Genomic DNA, 15,700 nt, shown 5'->3' with positions numbered 1-15,700 from the left:
CGAATTACGAACGGAAAAAAAAGGAAATATCGTGAATAAAGAAGGGAATTTATGATGAAAAAAGAGATACTAGAAAAAATCAAACAGTACGAAACCATTATTATCCACCGGCATATTCGCCCCGATCCCGATGCATACGGATCTCAAGGAGGATTAGCGGAAATTTTGCGCGCTTCCTTTACGGATAAACATATCTATACGGTCGGACAAGAAGATCCTTCTTTGCACTTTTTAAACCGCATGGATCAAATTGAAGATCAAGTTTATAACGGAGCGCTTGTCATCGTTTGCGACACGGCCAATCGTGAAAGAATCAGTGATGAACGTTATCAACTCGGAGATTTTATCATTAAAATCGACCATCATCCTAATGAAGATCCTTATGGCGATTTGCTTTGGGTGGACACGTCGGCCAGTTCGGTCAGTGAAATGATCTACGAATTTTACTTGGAATGCAAAGACGAAGGATTAAAGATGACCAACGATGCCGCTCGACTTATTTATGCCGGCATTGTCGGAGATACGGGTAGATTCCTTTATCCAAGCACGACGGAAAAAACGTTTCGATACGCTGCCGAGTTGATTCAATATGGATTTAACCGCAGCTTGCTTTATACACAGTTGTATGAAATGGATTTCAACTTATTAAAATTAAAAGGATTTATCTTGCAAAACTTTGAACTCCGTCCGAGCGGCGCCGGCAGTGTCATCATTAAAAAAGATCTCTTGGAGCAATTCCAAGTCAGCGTTTCCGAAGCTTCACAACTGGTGAGTGTTTTGGGAGACGTAAAGGGAATCAAAGCGTGGGCTTTCTTTATTGAAGAGGGAGATCAAATCAGAGTGCGATTGCGTTCGAAGGGCCCCGTTATCAATGGATTGGCGAAAAAGTACAAAGGTGGCGGCCATCCGCTGGCTGCGGGAGCTTCCGTTTATTCATGGGACGATGTGGAACAAGTGATTGAAGATTTGGATGAACTGTGCAGAAAATAAGCATAAATCGGCGCTTAAAAGGCGCCGATTCTTATTTGGCCAGTTCCAATTCCAAGTAGATTTCAACGGTCGTGTAAAAATACACTTCTTTTACTTTTAGATGAAATCTTTTATTTTGAATTTTTAACATCTTGTTTTCGATAAGCTCCTTAATGATTTGCTTATTGGCGAAAACGGTTTCTAAGTTTTTGGCTAATAAGGCGTCCAAATCTTTTTTGATTAGCTCTTCCGCTTCAAATTGACTATGTGAATCTTTGATTCCATATTTTTCGAAATTTATGATTTCTACATCAATGTTTTGTACGGTTAGCATTTCTTGATTTTTCTTGTTCAGCTTCTTAAACTCTTCCTGCCAAATGGAAAGGTGATCGTTCAAATCGCTGATCTCTTCTTTTTGCCTTTCAATCGTATTCGTTTGTTTTTCTTGAAGAGAGCCGAACATGTACAAAAAAACAAGCCAGCCGACGCATGCTCCAATGGCGGTTCCTGCAATAAATATTTGCCAATTCTTTTTGTGATAAAGAGGCGGAATTCTCATCGTTTAAATATGCTCCTGGGTCAACCATTGGATAATGGCAGCGCCGGTCTGAGCCCCGCCCATTGCGGACAAAATCAAAAGAAATTGACGGATGAGTTCTTTTGTTTCACCTTGCAAAAAGCCTTTTTCAAAGCTGTACAAAGTGTCAAATGTTCCGCCGATCGCAGCGATGATCGCCCATATACGGACATTGTTGGAAATATTATAGATTTCCGTCATGGGTGGTTTACCAGTTATAAAGGACGCAAAACCGCCAATCAAGGATCCCCCTAATAGAACACCAAGAGCAATAAAAAAACATTTGAAAAATTCCGGGAAAAATGCTTCATTCACGTTTATCCTCTCCCGCTATTAAAAGTTTGCTACATTATGTATATGGACATACCGATTCATGTATGTAAAACATCGATGGTTTCCTTTTCATCCGTACAATTGTTCGTATGGAATTTTCCCTATATAATAAGCTGTAAGGCAATATCCATTCTTAGAGGTACGCATTGAGGATGGAAAAAGAAGCGGGAAACAGGTCAGAAAGGAGGGACAAGCTGTTGTTTGCCCATTTGCAAATTAAAACGGGTTACAGTTTGTTATCAAGCACCATTATGCCTGACAAATTAGCGGAGTACGGTAAAAAACTAGGACTAAAAGCGCTGGCATTGACGGACCATAACGTCATGTACGCAGCCGTTCCATTTTATAAAGCATGCAAAGCAAACGGAATTAAACCGATTATCGGTTTGACGGCTGACATCCAATCTCCTATTGGACAAGGACGATCGTTTCCGCTTGTCCTTCTCGCAAAACATAATACCGGCTATCAAAATTTGCTGAAGATTTCCAGCTTGATCCAAACAAAGTCGCCTCAAGGACTTCCTATCAAGTGGCTAAAAGCTTATTCAAAAGGGCTTTTCGCTTTTACTCCGGGGATGGAAGGGGAAATTGAACAGCTCATTCTGAACGGAGAACTTGAAAAAGCGGGCCAAGTCGCCCACGTTTTCAAGAACATTTTTGAACAGGAAAGCTTTTATTTTTCGCTTCAAGATCATTTGCTCTCCCAGGAAGAAGAAATTCGCGCCGGTTTGACGGCTTTAAGCAAAGAAATGGGGATCCCCTGTATCGTCACTCACGATGTCCAATATTTGGATAAAGGCGATTCTTTTTCTCATGAATGTTTGTTGGCGATACGAGACGGGGCCAAACTGGCAGATGAAAATCGGAAGACGCTTGCCACTGATGAATATGATTTAAAGCCGCCTGCCGAAATGTATAAGCGCTTTTCCGGATATCCTGATGCACTGGAAAATACGCTGAAGATTGTGGAGCAATGTACGGTTGAAATTCATTTTCACCAGCAGCTGCTTCCTAAATATCCGCTTCCGGACAATGAAAATGCCAAAGAGGTTCTTTACCGGCTGTGTATGCAAGGTCTTGAAAAAATAGGCAAGAAAGAAGATCCTCATTATTTGGAACGGCTCTCCTATGAATTAGCGGTGATCGATAAAATGGGATTTAACGATTATTTTTTGATTGTCTGGGATTTTATGAAGTTTGCAAGATCACAAGCTATTTTGACGGGGCCTGGACGGGGGTCTGCAGCTGGCTCGCTGGTGGCTTATTTGTTGGAAATAACGGATATTGATCCATTAAAATACGGGTTATTATTTGAAAGGTTTTTAAATCCGGAAAGGGTGACAATGCCGGATATTGATCTTGATTTTCCGGATCATCGAAGGGATGAGGTCATACGGTATGTCGCCAAGAAATATGGAAACATTCATGTCGCTCAAATCATCACATTCGGAACATTGTCGGCGAAAGCGGTTATAAGGGATATTGCAAGAGTGTTCGGATTTCAAACGAAAGAATTGGATCGAATTTCCAAAATGCTACCGTCTCGCCTCGGCCTGACTTTATCGGATGCTTACAAGGATTCTTCGATGTTAAGAACATGGGTAGAAAGTGATCCGGTGCATAAACAAATATTTGAAACGGCATTAAAACTTGAAGGGCTGCCGCGGCATGCGTCCACCCATGCAGCCGGCGTGGTGATCACGGAACAGCCGCTTGTGGAATTGATCCCCATTCAACAAGGTCATGATGAAATGTATATGACACAATTTACAATGGATATTTTAGAAGAATTAGGCCTTTTGAAAATTGATTTTCTCGGGCTCCGTAATTTAACGATTTTAGAAAGAATTTTAGAGTCGATTCAATACTCGTCAGGTGAGAAAATGGAGCTCAGCGAGATTCCGCTCAATGATCGCAAAACGTTTGAACTGCTTGGCAAAGGACAAACAACGGGTGTTTTTCAATTGGAATCGGAGGGGATGCGCAAAGTGCTCATGCGGCTGAAGCCGAGCGATTTTGAAGATATTGTGGCCGTTAATGCTTTGTATCGTCCGGGACCAATGAAAAATATCCCTCTTTATATTGAACGGAAGCACGGGTTGAAAAAAATCGCGTATCCCCACCCCGACTTGGAAGGAATTTTAAAACAAACATATGGCGTTCTCATTTATCAAGAGCAAATTATGCAAATCGCTTCCAAAATGGCGGGATTTTCTTTAGGAGAAGCCGATTTGCTGCGTCGAGCTGTCGGGAAAAAGAAAAAAGAAGTATTGGCGGAAGAAAGAAAACATTTTATTGAGGGCGCAGTTCGAAACGGCTACAGCAAGGAAACGGCCGATCAAATTTACGATTTAATTGTGCGATTTGCCAATTATGGTTTTAATCGCAGCCATGCGGTCGCCTACAGCAAGATCGCTTATCAGCTCGCTTATTTAAAAGCGCATTATCCGTTGTACTTTATGGCCGCCCTTTTGACATCGGTGATTGGGAGCGAAAAAAAAATAGCCCAATATGTGAGAGAAGCAAAAGAAATGGGAATTCAGATTTTGAGGCCTTCGATTCAGAGCAGTCAATTTTTTTTCAAAGCCGAAAAAGAAGGAATTCGCTTCGGTCTTGCTGCGATTAAAGGAGTGGGGGCGGCCGCCGTTAAGGAAATTTTAAGAGCCCGCAAGGAAAAGATGTTTGAAGATTTGTTTGATTTTTGTCTGCGTGTTTCACCGCAGGCTGTGAATCGCAGGACGATAGAATCTCTTATTTTAGCAGGGGCATTTGATGATTTTGGAAAAGACCGCGCGACATTGCTTGCAAGTGTGGATGCAGCGATAGACCATGCGGAATTTATGAGACCTGATCCAGATGAAAACGGCCATTTCGAATTGTTTGCAGATGAGAGTTTTTTTCCAAAACCTAAATATACAGAAGTGGAACCAATGCCGGATGATATGCGCCTGAAATATGAAAAAGAAGTGCTTGGCCTGTATTTATCCAGCCATCCGGTCTCTGTGCATAAGTCATTGTTTCAAAAGCTTGGAGTCGTCGATATCGCTTATTTGAAAAGCCAAAGGAAAAAAATGATCATCGGTGTCTATATCCATGAATTTCGAGTGATTCGAACGAAAAAAGGAGAAAAAATGGCCTTTTTGAGCATTTCGGATGAAAGCGGAGAAATGGAAGCCGTTTTGTTTCCTGAAATCTACCGTAAATTTTTCGGAATATGCGAAAAAGGGACCGTTGTCTTAATGGAAGGGACAAATGAAGAAAGAAACGGTAATGAACAATTTATTGTCTCAAACGCATACGGAATAGAAGAAGCAGAAGAACTGGCCGCTAGAATGAATCAGCGCCTTTACTTAAAAATTACAAAAGAAAAAAAAGAGAAAGAAACGCTTCAAGCTGTGTATCGCATTTTAAAAAAATACAAAGGGGAAACGGCGGTATGGGTTCATTATGAGGATGAGCATCGGACGATTCAGCTTCTTAAGGATCGCTGGGTCAATCCGACAGAAGCTTGCATAGTGGAGCTTAAAACGGTATTGGGAAGCGAAAACGTTGTATTAAAAAGAATATAGTTTTCCAACCAACTGACTTATGGTATAGTGGTAAATAGACATTAAAAATTGGTCTGACCACAAAAAATCATGCATTTGAGAATTACAACATTGGTTCAAAGAATAAGAGAGCTAGTTCGCTGTTTAGGACAGATCATGGAACAAAAGGTTAGACAATACAGACGATAGCGCCATCGTTTATAGCTGGCCTTGCCAGAATGGAGATGGCGCTTCAGAAAAGAAGTCACGGCCAGGCGGAAAAGTAGGAGACGGTTCAACGAAGGTTCAACAGCCGAGAGAATCCAAATGACGAACCCCTTTTCTCCAATCGATGGAATGCCGGCGTAGTACGGATGAAGGAGTGAATATTTTGTCATTAAGAGAAGAAGCTTTGCACATGCATAAGTTGAATCAAGGAAAATTGGAAACCGTGGCAAAAGTTCAAGTCATGAATCAAAAAGACTTAAGTCTTGCCTATTCTCCTGGAGTGGCTGAGCCGTGTAAAGAGATCTACGAAAAGCCGGAAACGGTTTATGATTACACAATGAAAGGGAACACAGTAGCCGTCGTTTCCGATGGAACGGCGGTTCTTGGATTAGGAAATATTGGTCCGGAGGCGGCTCTTCCCGTAATGGAAGGAAAAGCAGTGCTGTTTAAAAGTTTTGCCGGCGTTGATGCTTTTCCAATTTGTTTAAATACGAATGATGTGGAAAAAATTGTCGAGACAGTGAAGCTATTGGAGCCAACATTTGGGGGCGTTAATTTAGAAGATATTGCGGCCCCGAATTGTTTTATCATTGAAGAACGACTGAAAAAAGAGACCAATATTCCGGTATTTCATGATGATCAACATGGAACGGCGATCGTGACCGTTGCCGGCTTGCTGAATGCCCTTAAAATTGTCAATAAAAAAATGACAGAGATTAAAGTAGTGGCAAACGGTGCGGGAGCTGCTGGAATTGCTATTATTAAACTTTTGTATCATTATGGTGTAAGGGACATTATCATGTGCGATTCCAAAGGAGCCATCTATGAAGGCCGTCCGGAAGGCATGAATAAGGTAAAAGAAGAGGTAGCCAAGTACACCAACCGCGAGCACAAAAAGGGAAGTTTGGCAGATGTGATAAAAGGCGCTGATGTATTTATAGGAGTTTCCGTTGCCGGTGCACTGACAAAAGAAATGGTTCGTTCCATGAACGATCAACCGATTATTTTTGCGATGGCGAATCCTGTTCCGGAAATTATGCCGGATGAAGCGAAAGAGGCCGGAGCGATGGTTGTCGGGACAGGCCGATCCGATTTTCCAAACCAAGTGAATAATGTGTTGGCTTTCCCGGGTATTTTTCGGGGAGCGTTGGATGTGCGAGCTACTCATATAAATGAAAAGATGAAACAAGCAGCGGTGGAAGCCATTGCGAGTCTCATTTCAGATGAAGAACTTGATACAAGCTATTGTATCCCCGGTCCTTTTGATCCGAGAGTTGCACCGCGGGTAGCGGCGGCGGTCGCCAAAGCGGCGATGGAAACAGGAGTGGCAAGAAGAAAGGTAGATCCTGAAGAAGTATATGAACGGACCATGAGATTGGCGGCTATTGGAAAAGGTGAGTGAAACGAGCTGTGAAAGACGCTCTTCCAAAATCCAAGTTTGTGGAAATCGTACAAGAAATTAGAAAGATGATTGAAAAAGATGGGCTGCTTCCCGGAGACAAAATTCCATCTGAACGGGAATTGTCGGAACACCTGGACGTTGGGCGTTCCTCCGTCCGGGAAGCGCTGAGAGCCCTCGAACTTCTGGGATTGATTGAAACAAGAAGGGGAGAGGGAACTTTTTTGCGTCATTTCCATGACCATCGTCTTGTTGAACTTCTTGGCATGTTTATATTGCAAGATCCAAAGATACAAGACGATGTCGTGAAAGCAAAAGAAATCATGGAAGTCGGAGGGCTGTCATTGGCTCTTCAACATCGATCTCTCCATGAAAAGATAAAAAAGGCTCGGGAAAGTCTTGAAAAGGAAGAATGGTCGGAATATGACTTTTTTTCTTTTATTTTGGATTTAGGAGAAAATCATTTATTAAAAAAGATTTGGCTGATTGTCTCAGACTATGCAACTTCCATTCAAAATCAACATTGGACAATTGAAAAATACAAACCCTATTATTTAAAGCTTTTAGAAGCAATGGAAAAACAAGATTTCTTTGCTTGCTATCGTGTTTATCAGGAAATTCAAAAGTTGTCGAATGGAAGGTGACAAACTTTTGCGTATTTTTTAAAAAAATTTGTGTAAAGTGGAGACAATCTTTAGAAGCGAAGCCTAACAAGGGAGGATTCACCTTGATTAAAGATTTCTTTAATAAGCCAAAGAAGCGAAAATATGTCACCGTTCCTTCTGATGCACCGAAGCATGACGTACCGGAAGGAATTATGACAAAATGCCCCCAGTGCAAGAAAATTATGTATACGAAAGAGTTGAAAAAAAATCTCCATATATGCCTTCATTGCGGATATCATCATCAAATGTCTGCTTATGAACGGATTGAGTCGTTGATAGATGAGGGAACTTTTACAGAAATCAATGCCGAACTTATGACAGAAAATCCTTTGAACTTTCCTCATTACCTGGAAAAAATTGAAAAAGACCGCCAAAAATCAAAATTAAATGAGGCTGTTGTGACGGGTATTGGAGAAATAAACGGATATAAGACTGCCATTGCGGTAATGGATGCTAAATTTCGCATGGGAAGCATGGGATCCGTTGTCGGGGAAAAAATCGTCAGAACGGTAGAAGAAGCCGATCGTTTAGGGATTCCGTTTATCATCTTCACTGCTTCTGGCGGTGCACGAATGCAAGAAGGTATAGTATCTCTTATGCAAATGGCGAAGACGAGTGCTGCCTTGAAGCGATTCAGTGACAACGGTGGGCTTTTCATTTCCGTGATGACCCACCCAACGACCGGAGGGGTTTCTGCTAGTTTCGCTTCCTTAGGAGATTACAATTTTGCGGAACCTGGTGCGCTGATTGGATTTGCCGGGCGCCGAATCATCGAGCAAACCATTCGGGAAGAGCTTCCGGAAGATTTTCAAACAGCGGAGTTTTTGTTGAAACATGGACAACTGGATGACGTCATTCCAAGAAATGAACTGAAGGATAAATTAACTGTCCTTTTAGATATTCATCAGCCAAGGGGTGAGCTGGCGTGGTAAACAGTCTTGAATTTGAAAAGCCGATTATTGAACTACGGGAGAAAATCGCGGAATTGAAAGAATTCACGGCCAAATCGGATGTGGATTTATCAGATGAAATTGAAACGTTGGAGAATCGGCTGGAAAAATTGGAAAAGCATATTTATGACAATTTAAAACCTTGGGATCGTGTGCAAATGGCCAGACACCCGCAACGGCCAACTACCCTTGATTATATTGAACATTTATTTACAGATTTTATCGAGCTTCATGGAGACCGCCTTTTTGGGGAGGATGAAGCCATTGTCGGCGGAGTGGCCAAATATTACGGTCTGCCGGTTACGGTAATTGGACACCAACGCGGAAAAGATACGAAAGAAAACATCCGTCGGAATTTTGGCATGCCTCATCCGGAAGGATACCGAAAGGCTCTTCGTCTTATGAAGCAAGCGGAAAAATTTCACCGTCCCATCATTTGTTTTATTGATACAAAAGGAGCTTATCCGGGTAAAGCGGCAGAGGAACGCGGACAAAGCGAAGCGATAGCCAGAAATTTGTTTGAAATGGCCGGATTAAGAGTGCCGATTGTCTGCATCGTGATCGGTGAAGGCGGAAGCGGGGGTGCTCTAGCTTTAGGGATCGGCAATCATTTATTTATGCTTGAGAACTCTACGTATTCTGTCATCTCGCCTGAAGGAGCAGCAGCTCTTTTATGGAAGGATGCTTCAAAAGCAAAATTGGCAGCCGAAACGATGAAAATTACGGCTCCAGATTTGAAAGAATTGGGAGTTATTGATGATGTGATTAAAGAAGTGCGCGGCGGCGCGCATCGCGATCCTAAAAAACAAGCCGAATTTATTGACGAAACGCTGAAACGTTCTTTAAAACAGCTCATTTCGTTGAGCGAGGAAGAATTGGTGAATCAGCGCTACGAAAAATATAGAGCTATTGGTGAATACACCGTTTTAAACGAATATATAGGAACTCATAAATAACGCGCTTCTCTTAACGGAGCGCGTTTTTTCATATACATCCATCCTCGGATTTTCCTTTTGGCGTCATCCTCCTGAGCATGAACCTTTCTATGATTGGCCGCTCGATTTTTGCAGGTATGATCAGATCAGCGTTTGGAATTGTTTCTGAAATTGGAAAGAATAAACATTCGATGGTATGGTAATTTTTTCTCATTATGTATCTTAAGTCCTTTATTAGGAAATAAATTGAAATGATTTTGTTTGTCGGAGAGAATAAAAAACGCTTCCAGTTCACTGACAATTTTGTCTTTTTGAAAGGATTGTTAGGTATATTGTGAACACCTTTCCTTCGTGGTATTTTAAAGAGGGATATTGCTAGCAGAACTGTAGAAATGCTGTAGACCTCGATCAAAAATAGAGGATTGCCCGCATGAGGAAACAGGATTTCTACACTTGGACTTTAGAAAATAGAATAAAATGAGTGGCAGTGCAAATTACTTTGTAGAGGTGATGATGATGAAAAGAATCGGCGTTTTAACAAGCGGGGGCGATGCTCCGGGAATGAATGCCGCGATTCGGGCGGTCGTAAGGAAGGGAATTTTTCATAATTTAGAAGTTTTTGGGATTTATCAAGGCTATACTGGTTTAATTAACGGACATATTGAAAAACTTGAATTAGGTTCTGTTGGTGATATTGTTCATCGCGGAGGAACGATTTTACGATCAGCACGCTGCCCGGAATTTAAAACCCCGGAAGGTCAGAAAAAAGGGGTGGAACAGTTAAGAAAACATGGGATCGACGGTTTGGTTGTGATTGGCGGAGACGGTTCTTATCGCGGGGCAAAAGCTTTAACGGAACTTGGTTTTCCATGCATCGGAGTTCCGGGAACGATTGACAATGATATCCCGGGAACGGAATTTACGATCGGTTTTGACACGGCTCTCAATACAGTGATTGATGCTATTGACAAAATCAGAGATACGGCAAGTTCCCATGAAAGAACCTTTATTATTGAAGTAATGGGAAGAGATGCCGGTGATTTAGCGTTGTGGGCTGGATTGGCCGGCGGAGCTGAAACGATTGTGATTCCGGAAGAACCTTTCAATATGGATGAAATCATCGAACGGTTAAAGAATGGTCAAAAACGCGACAAAAAGCATAGTATTATCGTAGTAGCGGAAGGTGTTATGAGCGGGACAGAGTTTGCGAAATTGATCCAAAAAGAATGTGATATAGAAGTTAGGGTTTCTGTGCTCGGACACATTCAGCGTGGAGGATCGCCGACAGCTACAGACCGTGTGTTGGCTAGCCGCCTAGGAGCCAGAGCAGTGGAATTGTTGATCGAAGGAAAAGGCGGACGAGCAGTCGGTATTGAAAAAAATCAACTTGTCGATTATGACATTATAGAAGCACTTGGCAGAAAGCATCAATTGGATCTAAACATGTACAAGCTTTCAAAAGAACTTTCTATTTAATTTGTGGATATGGGGTGGTAAACCGTGAGAAAAACGAAAATTGTATGTACGATTGGGCCAGCAAGCGAAAGCGTAGAAATGTTGGCAAAATTAATGGAAGCCGGAATGAACGTCGCTCGATTAAATTTCTCTCATGGAGATCATGAAGAACATGCTGTTCGGATTCGAAATATTCGTGAGGCTGCTAAACAAACCGGCAAAACGGTAGGCATTTTGCTGGATACAAAAGGACCGGAAATTCGCACGCATAATATGGAGAACGGTGCTGTCGAACTGAAAAAAGGCACAAATGTCATTGTTTCAATGAAAGAAGTAACTGGAACGGCAGAAAAATTTTCGGTTAATTATCCAAACTTAATCGATGATGTAGAAATAGGATCGAGAATCTTGCTGGATGACGGTTTGATAGGATTGGAAGTTGTTTCTATCGACAAAGAAAATGGAGAAATTCATACGAAAGTATTAAACAGCGGTATTCTTAAGAATAAAAAAGGAGTAAATGTTCCTGGCGTTTCGGTTAATTTGCCTGGTATTACCGAAAAGGATGCAAAAGATATCATTTTTGGAATCCAGCAAGGGATTGATTTCATTGCTGCTTCCTTTGTAAGAAGAGCGTCCGATGTCTTGGAAATCCGACAAATTCTTGAGGAACATAATGCGACACATATTCAAATCATTCCTAAAATCGAAAACCAAGAGGGCGTTGAAAACATCGATGAAATCTTGGAAGTATCCGATGGGTTAATGGTGGCAAGAGGCGATTTGGGAGTGGAAATTCCAGCTGAAGAAGTTCCGCTTGTCCAAAAAGAACTGATCAAAAAATGCAACGAGATGGGGAAACCGGTTATTACTGCGACACAGATGCTGGATTCCATGCAAAGAAATCCGCGTCCTACCCGTGCGGAAGCTAGTGACGTGGCCAATGCCATCTTTGATGGTACCGATGCGATCATGTTGTCAGGAGAAACCGCAGCGGGAGCGTATCCGCTTGAGGCCGTACAAACGATGCACCGGATTGCTTCACGAGCGGAAAAAGCTCTGAACTATCCTGCCATCTTGACCGAAAGAAGCAAGAACACAGGACATAATATGACCAATGCCATTGGACAGTCCGTTGCCTATACGGCTCTTAATTTAGATGTTCATGCGATTATCGCACCAACCGTAAGCGGCCATACAGCCAAAATGATTTCACGCTACAGAACGAAAGCGCCGATTATTGCGGTTACTTCTAGTGAGCAAGTTTGCCGCAGTCTTGCCCTTGTGTGGGGAGTTTATCCGCAAAAAAGTAAAGCAGCTGAATCCACTGATGAAATGTTGGAGTTGGCCGTTCTTGCAGGATTAGATTCCGGCATGATCAAACAAGGAGACTTGGTTGTGATTACGGCTGGGGTTCCTGTAGGTGAATCCGGTACGACCAATTTAATGAAAATCCACGTTGTGGGAGATATCCTTGTAAAAGGGCAAGGAATTGGAAGAAAATCAGCTGTAGGGAAAGTAGTCATCGCCAAAAATGCAAAAGAAGCATTAGAAAAAGTGCAAGAGAATTCCATTTTAGTCACAATAGGAACGGATAAAGACATGGTTCCAGCTATTGAAAAATGTGCGGCACTTATAACGGAAGAAGGCGGAATAACCAGCCACGGGGCTGTTGTAGGATTGAATTTAGGGATTCCTGTTATAGTGGGAGTAGAAGATGCCATGAAAAATTTAAAAGAAGGACAGGAAGTCACCGTCGATGCCGCCTGCGGTGTGGTTTATAACGGACGTGCCAGCGTGCTTTAACGAATAAGAAGAAGCTGGGTTCCCAGCTTCTTCTCTTCTTATGTGCGCCCGGCATGTACATGAACTATAGGGTGTAAGTCCCGAACCCCGAAGACAGAAGTAGAGGTTAGCCAAGAGCAAGGGTGTCCGTGGTGACGCGGAATCTGAAGGAAGCTGGAGGCAAAACACCGGTCCGAGGAACACGAACCTCATATAAGGCTAGGTATGATTGAGTGAGTTTGCATAACAAAACAAAGCTCTTTCTGTCGAAGGTCATATCGAGTAAATGAGGCGGATAGATGGTGTGAAAGTGCATGTACTTACCCGGGGAGGTCTGGCGGATATGTGAAGTACTCTTCATAACCTACTTAGTGATAAGTAGCTGAACCGTCAGAAGTCAGCAGAGGTCATAGTATTAGTTGGTCTAGAACAACTAAGAAGGACCGAACAATTAAGAGAGAATAGCCCTTGGTATTCAGTGAGTCATGATGAACACAGAAAACGTAGTACCTCACTTGAGGGAGGAAGCGGTGAATCCCGTGGGAGACCTCTTGGAGGGTGGAGTGACCACTGGCATAAAGAGAACAGCTATTCACGGAAGTTATAAAGACTTGCGTCAATTATCTTAATTGAACCGCCGTATACGGAACCGTACGTACGGTGGTGTGAGAGGACGGGAGTTAATCGCTCCCTCCTACTCGATTATATGGTCATGGGTTAAAGTCAAAGATCAACGTGATGCAGAAATTTTTTCGATTGGAGTCTTTAAAAAAACCAATGAATTTTTCGTTTATCTGGTGACGCTTCGCTCTTGGTGAATTACGTTCAAGTTTTCATTTCGTTTTTAGCGGGAAAATGTTAAGAATCGTCTTTTGTGAATAGAAGAAAGATGGAACGATCCGTCCTATCATAAAAAAATGTCAGCTTTATCAGCTGACATTTTTGTCTGTGGAGCTTCCTTTGATGATATAGTTCCATAAATCTTGAAATACATTGGCTTGGTGGAGGGTCTTGATGATGACAAGAACGACCGGCCCTAATATGAGGCCAAGAAATCCGACGACTTTGAAGCCGACAAATAAGGCGATCAATGTGGCTAAAGGATCCAAGCCAATGCTGGAAGAAAGAACTTTTGGTTCCATGAATTGTCGCTGCGCAATGACGATTATATAAAGAACCGAAAGACCGATTCCGAGCGAAACTTCCCCGGAAATAAATTCGTAAATAATCCACGGGACAAAAACGACTCCCGTTCCAAGGTATGGCATAAGATCCACGAGTCCTGTGACTAATGCAATCGTGATGGCGTATTTAACCCTCAAAATAAGCAATCCAATTAACACGATCACGGCCGTCATCGAAATGAGTGTGAGTTGGGCACGGACAAAACCAAAAAGTGCTTTTTTGAGGTCCACAAATACCCGCTCGCTGCTTGAACGTGCCTTTTTGGGCATATATTTTTCAAATCGATCTTTTAGTCTGTCCCAATCTTTGCTGATAAAAAAAGTGGCTAGCAATGAAAAGATTAGAACAGTAGCTGCATTAGGAATCCAAGAAATTAGATCAGGAAGCTTTAAGAAGAAATTTTTTAAAAACTCTCCGGCACTTGTAGCAATTTTTTGGCCGACATTTTGAATATTGTTCAAAATGGTTTCTTGTTGGTTGGCGCCCAAATTTTTGAACAGTTTTGAAGCTTGATCATATAACGGGATGATTTGGCCGGCAATAAAATTTTCCGTGTACTTGACAATCGTTTCCACATGTCCCGGGACTACGTTTGCCAAATAATTCGCGCCCGCTACAATTTCTGTTATCAGCAAGGAAATGATGCCGATAAAAATAGCAAAAATAATAAGGATTGAGGCAATTACCGCAACGGGTCTCGGAAACTTCAGGCGCTTTTCGAGGACATTCACGAGTGGGTTAATCAAAAAAGCGATCGCCAGCGCAATAATGAACGGATAAGTTACTTTTGACACGACAAAGAGCGCGTACAACAACAGCAAAACAGCTCCAACCACAATAAAAAAGCGCAAAACACGATATAGCTTTTCAGGATTCAATCGACTTTTCTCTCCTTATACCAAATAAGATCTTGCAATCTATTTGTATTGTAGCAGTTACCCCGTGAGAATAAAAGTGTTATCTTTTTTTATAGCGTGTTAGAATCCATAAAGGCCCCTTTGCATGATTCGGATGAATAACAGTCGATTTTTTAATCAAAGAGAGGATGGCAGAATACCATTCATTCCATATGGACATGGAAAATGATTCTTTTCCTGAATTAAATCTTAAAGAAAGGAATGCATCATGATGTCACAACAACCTTTTTTATTTTTACTGCTGCTATTAGCGATCGGTTTTATTTCCAAAAACCAATCTTTAATGGTGGCGATAGCTGTATTATTAGTTTTAAAAGTCATCGGTACGGATGATAAAATTTTTTCATTGATCCACTCAAAAGGAATCAATTGGGGAGTGACCATCATTACAGTGGCTGTCCTGGTGCCTATTGCAACAGGCGAGATCGGTTTCAAAGATTTAACGGAATCCTTAAAATCTCCTTATGCATGGATTGCGTTAATTTCCGGTATTATCGTTGCCATTTTAGGAAAGCATGGGGTATCTTTACTGGCCGAATCTCCTCATATCACGACGTCACTTGTGTTGGGGACGGTTTTGGCGATTGCCCTCTTTAAAGGAGTGGCTGTCGGTCCTCTTATTGGGGCAGGAATAGCTTATACAGCAATGAGAATCTTTAGTTTTTTTCACTAGAAAAAAATATCCGACTATTTTCAATAAAGAAAGTCATTTTTCTAAAAAAATAATTTTTTTAATTTTAAGCGCTTTTGGTTCACAAAAGTCAGATAATTAGTT

12 protein-coding genes are annotated in these 15,700 nt (G+C 41.9%); 9 read left to right on the top strand and 3 right to left on the bottom strand.

Annotated features, from left to right (window positions below):
- The first annotated feature begins 54 nt into the window (after window positions 1-54).
- Complete coding sequence (locus BSM4216_RS11735; protein WP_048624511.1) at window positions 55-990, top strand: DHH family phosphoesterase; 936 nt, start codon at window positions 55-57, stop codon at window positions 988-990.
- A 31-nt stretch (window positions 991-1,021) separates the two neighbouring features.
- On the opposite strand, the gene ytrI is transcribed toward BSM4216_RS11735, so the two are convergent.
- A complete protein-coding gene (gene ytrI, locus BSM4216_RS11730) occupies window positions 1,022-1,528 on the bottom strand; it encodes a sporulation membrane protein YtrI (RefSeq protein ID WP_003355630.1) in 507 nt (168 codons plus the stop codon).
- Between the two features lie 3 nt (window positions 1,529-1,531).
- Window positions 1,532-1,861, bottom strand: coding sequence for a sporulation membrane protein YtrH (gene ytrH / locus BSM4216_RS11725; protein WP_003355629.1), 330 nt, complete (start codon window positions 1,859-1,861; stop codon window positions 1,532-1,534).
- A 170-nt stretch (window positions 1,862-2,031) separates the two neighbouring features.
- On the opposite strand from ytrH, the gene dnaE reads away from it, so the two are divergent.
- The 7 genes from dnaE (at window position 2,032) to pyk (ending at window position 12,844) form a co-directional block, all read left to right on the top strand.
- Window positions 2,032-5,448: a DNA polymerase III subunit alpha gene (gene dnaE, locus BSM4216_RS11720; protein WP_082142324.1), complete on the top strand. Its 3,417-nt coding sequence runs from the start codon at window positions 2,032-2,034 to the stop codon at window positions 5,446-5,448.
- A gap of 349 nt (window positions 5,449-5,797) precedes the next feature.
- Complete coding sequence (gene ystJ / locus BSM4216_RS11715; RefSeq protein ID WP_048623820.1) at window positions 5,798-7,036, top strand: NADP-dependent malic enzyme; 1,239 nt, start codon at window positions 5,798-5,800, stop codon at window positions 7,034-7,036.
- Window positions 7,033-7,677, top strand: coding sequence for a FadR/GntR family transcriptional regulator (locus BSM4216_RS11710; RefSeq protein WP_003355623.1), 645 nt, complete (start codon window positions 7,033-7,035; stop codon window positions 7,675-7,677). The genes ystJ and BSM4216_RS11710 overlap by 4 nt, the downstream gene beginning before the upstream one ends.
- A gap of 83 nt (window positions 7,678-7,760) precedes the next feature.
- Complete coding sequence (gene accD, locus BSM4216_RS11705; RefSeq protein WP_003355622.1) at window positions 7,761-8,630, top strand: acetyl-CoA carboxylase, carboxyltransferase subunit beta; 870 nt, start codon at window positions 7,761-7,763, stop codon at window positions 8,628-8,630.
- Complete coding sequence (gene accA / locus BSM4216_RS11700; protein WP_003355621.1) at window positions 8,624-9,604, top strand: acetyl-CoA carboxylase carboxyl transferase subunit alpha; 981 nt, start codon at window positions 8,624-8,626, stop codon at window positions 9,602-9,604. The genes accD and accA overlap by 7 nt, the downstream gene beginning before the upstream one ends.
- Before the next feature lie 495 nt (window positions 9,605-10,099).
- The gene (gene pfkA / locus BSM4216_RS11695; protein ID WP_048623819.1) at window positions 10,100-11,059 is read left to right on the top strand and encodes a 6-phosphofructokinase; all 960 of its coding nucleotides are present in this window, start codon (window positions 10,100-10,102) and stop codon (window positions 11,057-11,059) included.
- 24 nt (window positions 11,060-11,083) lie between these two features.
- Window positions 11,084-12,844 carry a pyruvate kinase gene (gene pyk, locus BSM4216_RS11690; RefSeq protein ID WP_048623818.1) on the top strand — a complete coding sequence of 587 codons (1,761 nt, stop codon included), beginning with the start codon at window positions 11,084-11,086 and terminating at the stop codon, window positions 12,842-12,844.
- A gap of 908 nt (window positions 12,845-13,752) precedes the next feature.
- Here the strand turns inward: pyk and ytvI are convergent.
- A complete protein-coding gene (ytvI, locus tag BSM4216_RS11685) occupies window positions 13,753-14,886 on the bottom strand; it encodes a sporulation integral membrane protein YtvI (RefSeq protein WP_048623817.1) in 1,134 nt (377 codons plus the stop codon).
- 250 nt (window positions 14,887-15,136) lie between these two features.
- On the opposite strand from ytvI, the gene BSM4216_RS11680 reads away from it, so the two are divergent.
- Complete coding sequence (locus BSM4216_RS11680; protein ID WP_048623816.1) at window positions 15,137-15,598, top strand: DUF441 domain-containing protein; 462 nt, start codon at window positions 15,137-15,139, stop codon at window positions 15,596-15,598.
- Window positions 15,599-15,700: the final 102 nt, after the last annotated feature.

It is taken from the genome of Bacillus smithii (assembly GCF_001050115.1).
Taxonomy (GTDB): domain Bacteria; phylum Bacillota; class Bacilli; order Bacillales; family DSM-4216; genus Bacillus_O; species Bacillus_O smithii.
The sequence above is the reverse complement of the archived record's forward strand: the minus strand, read 5'-3'. Positions and strand labels throughout refer to the sequence as shown.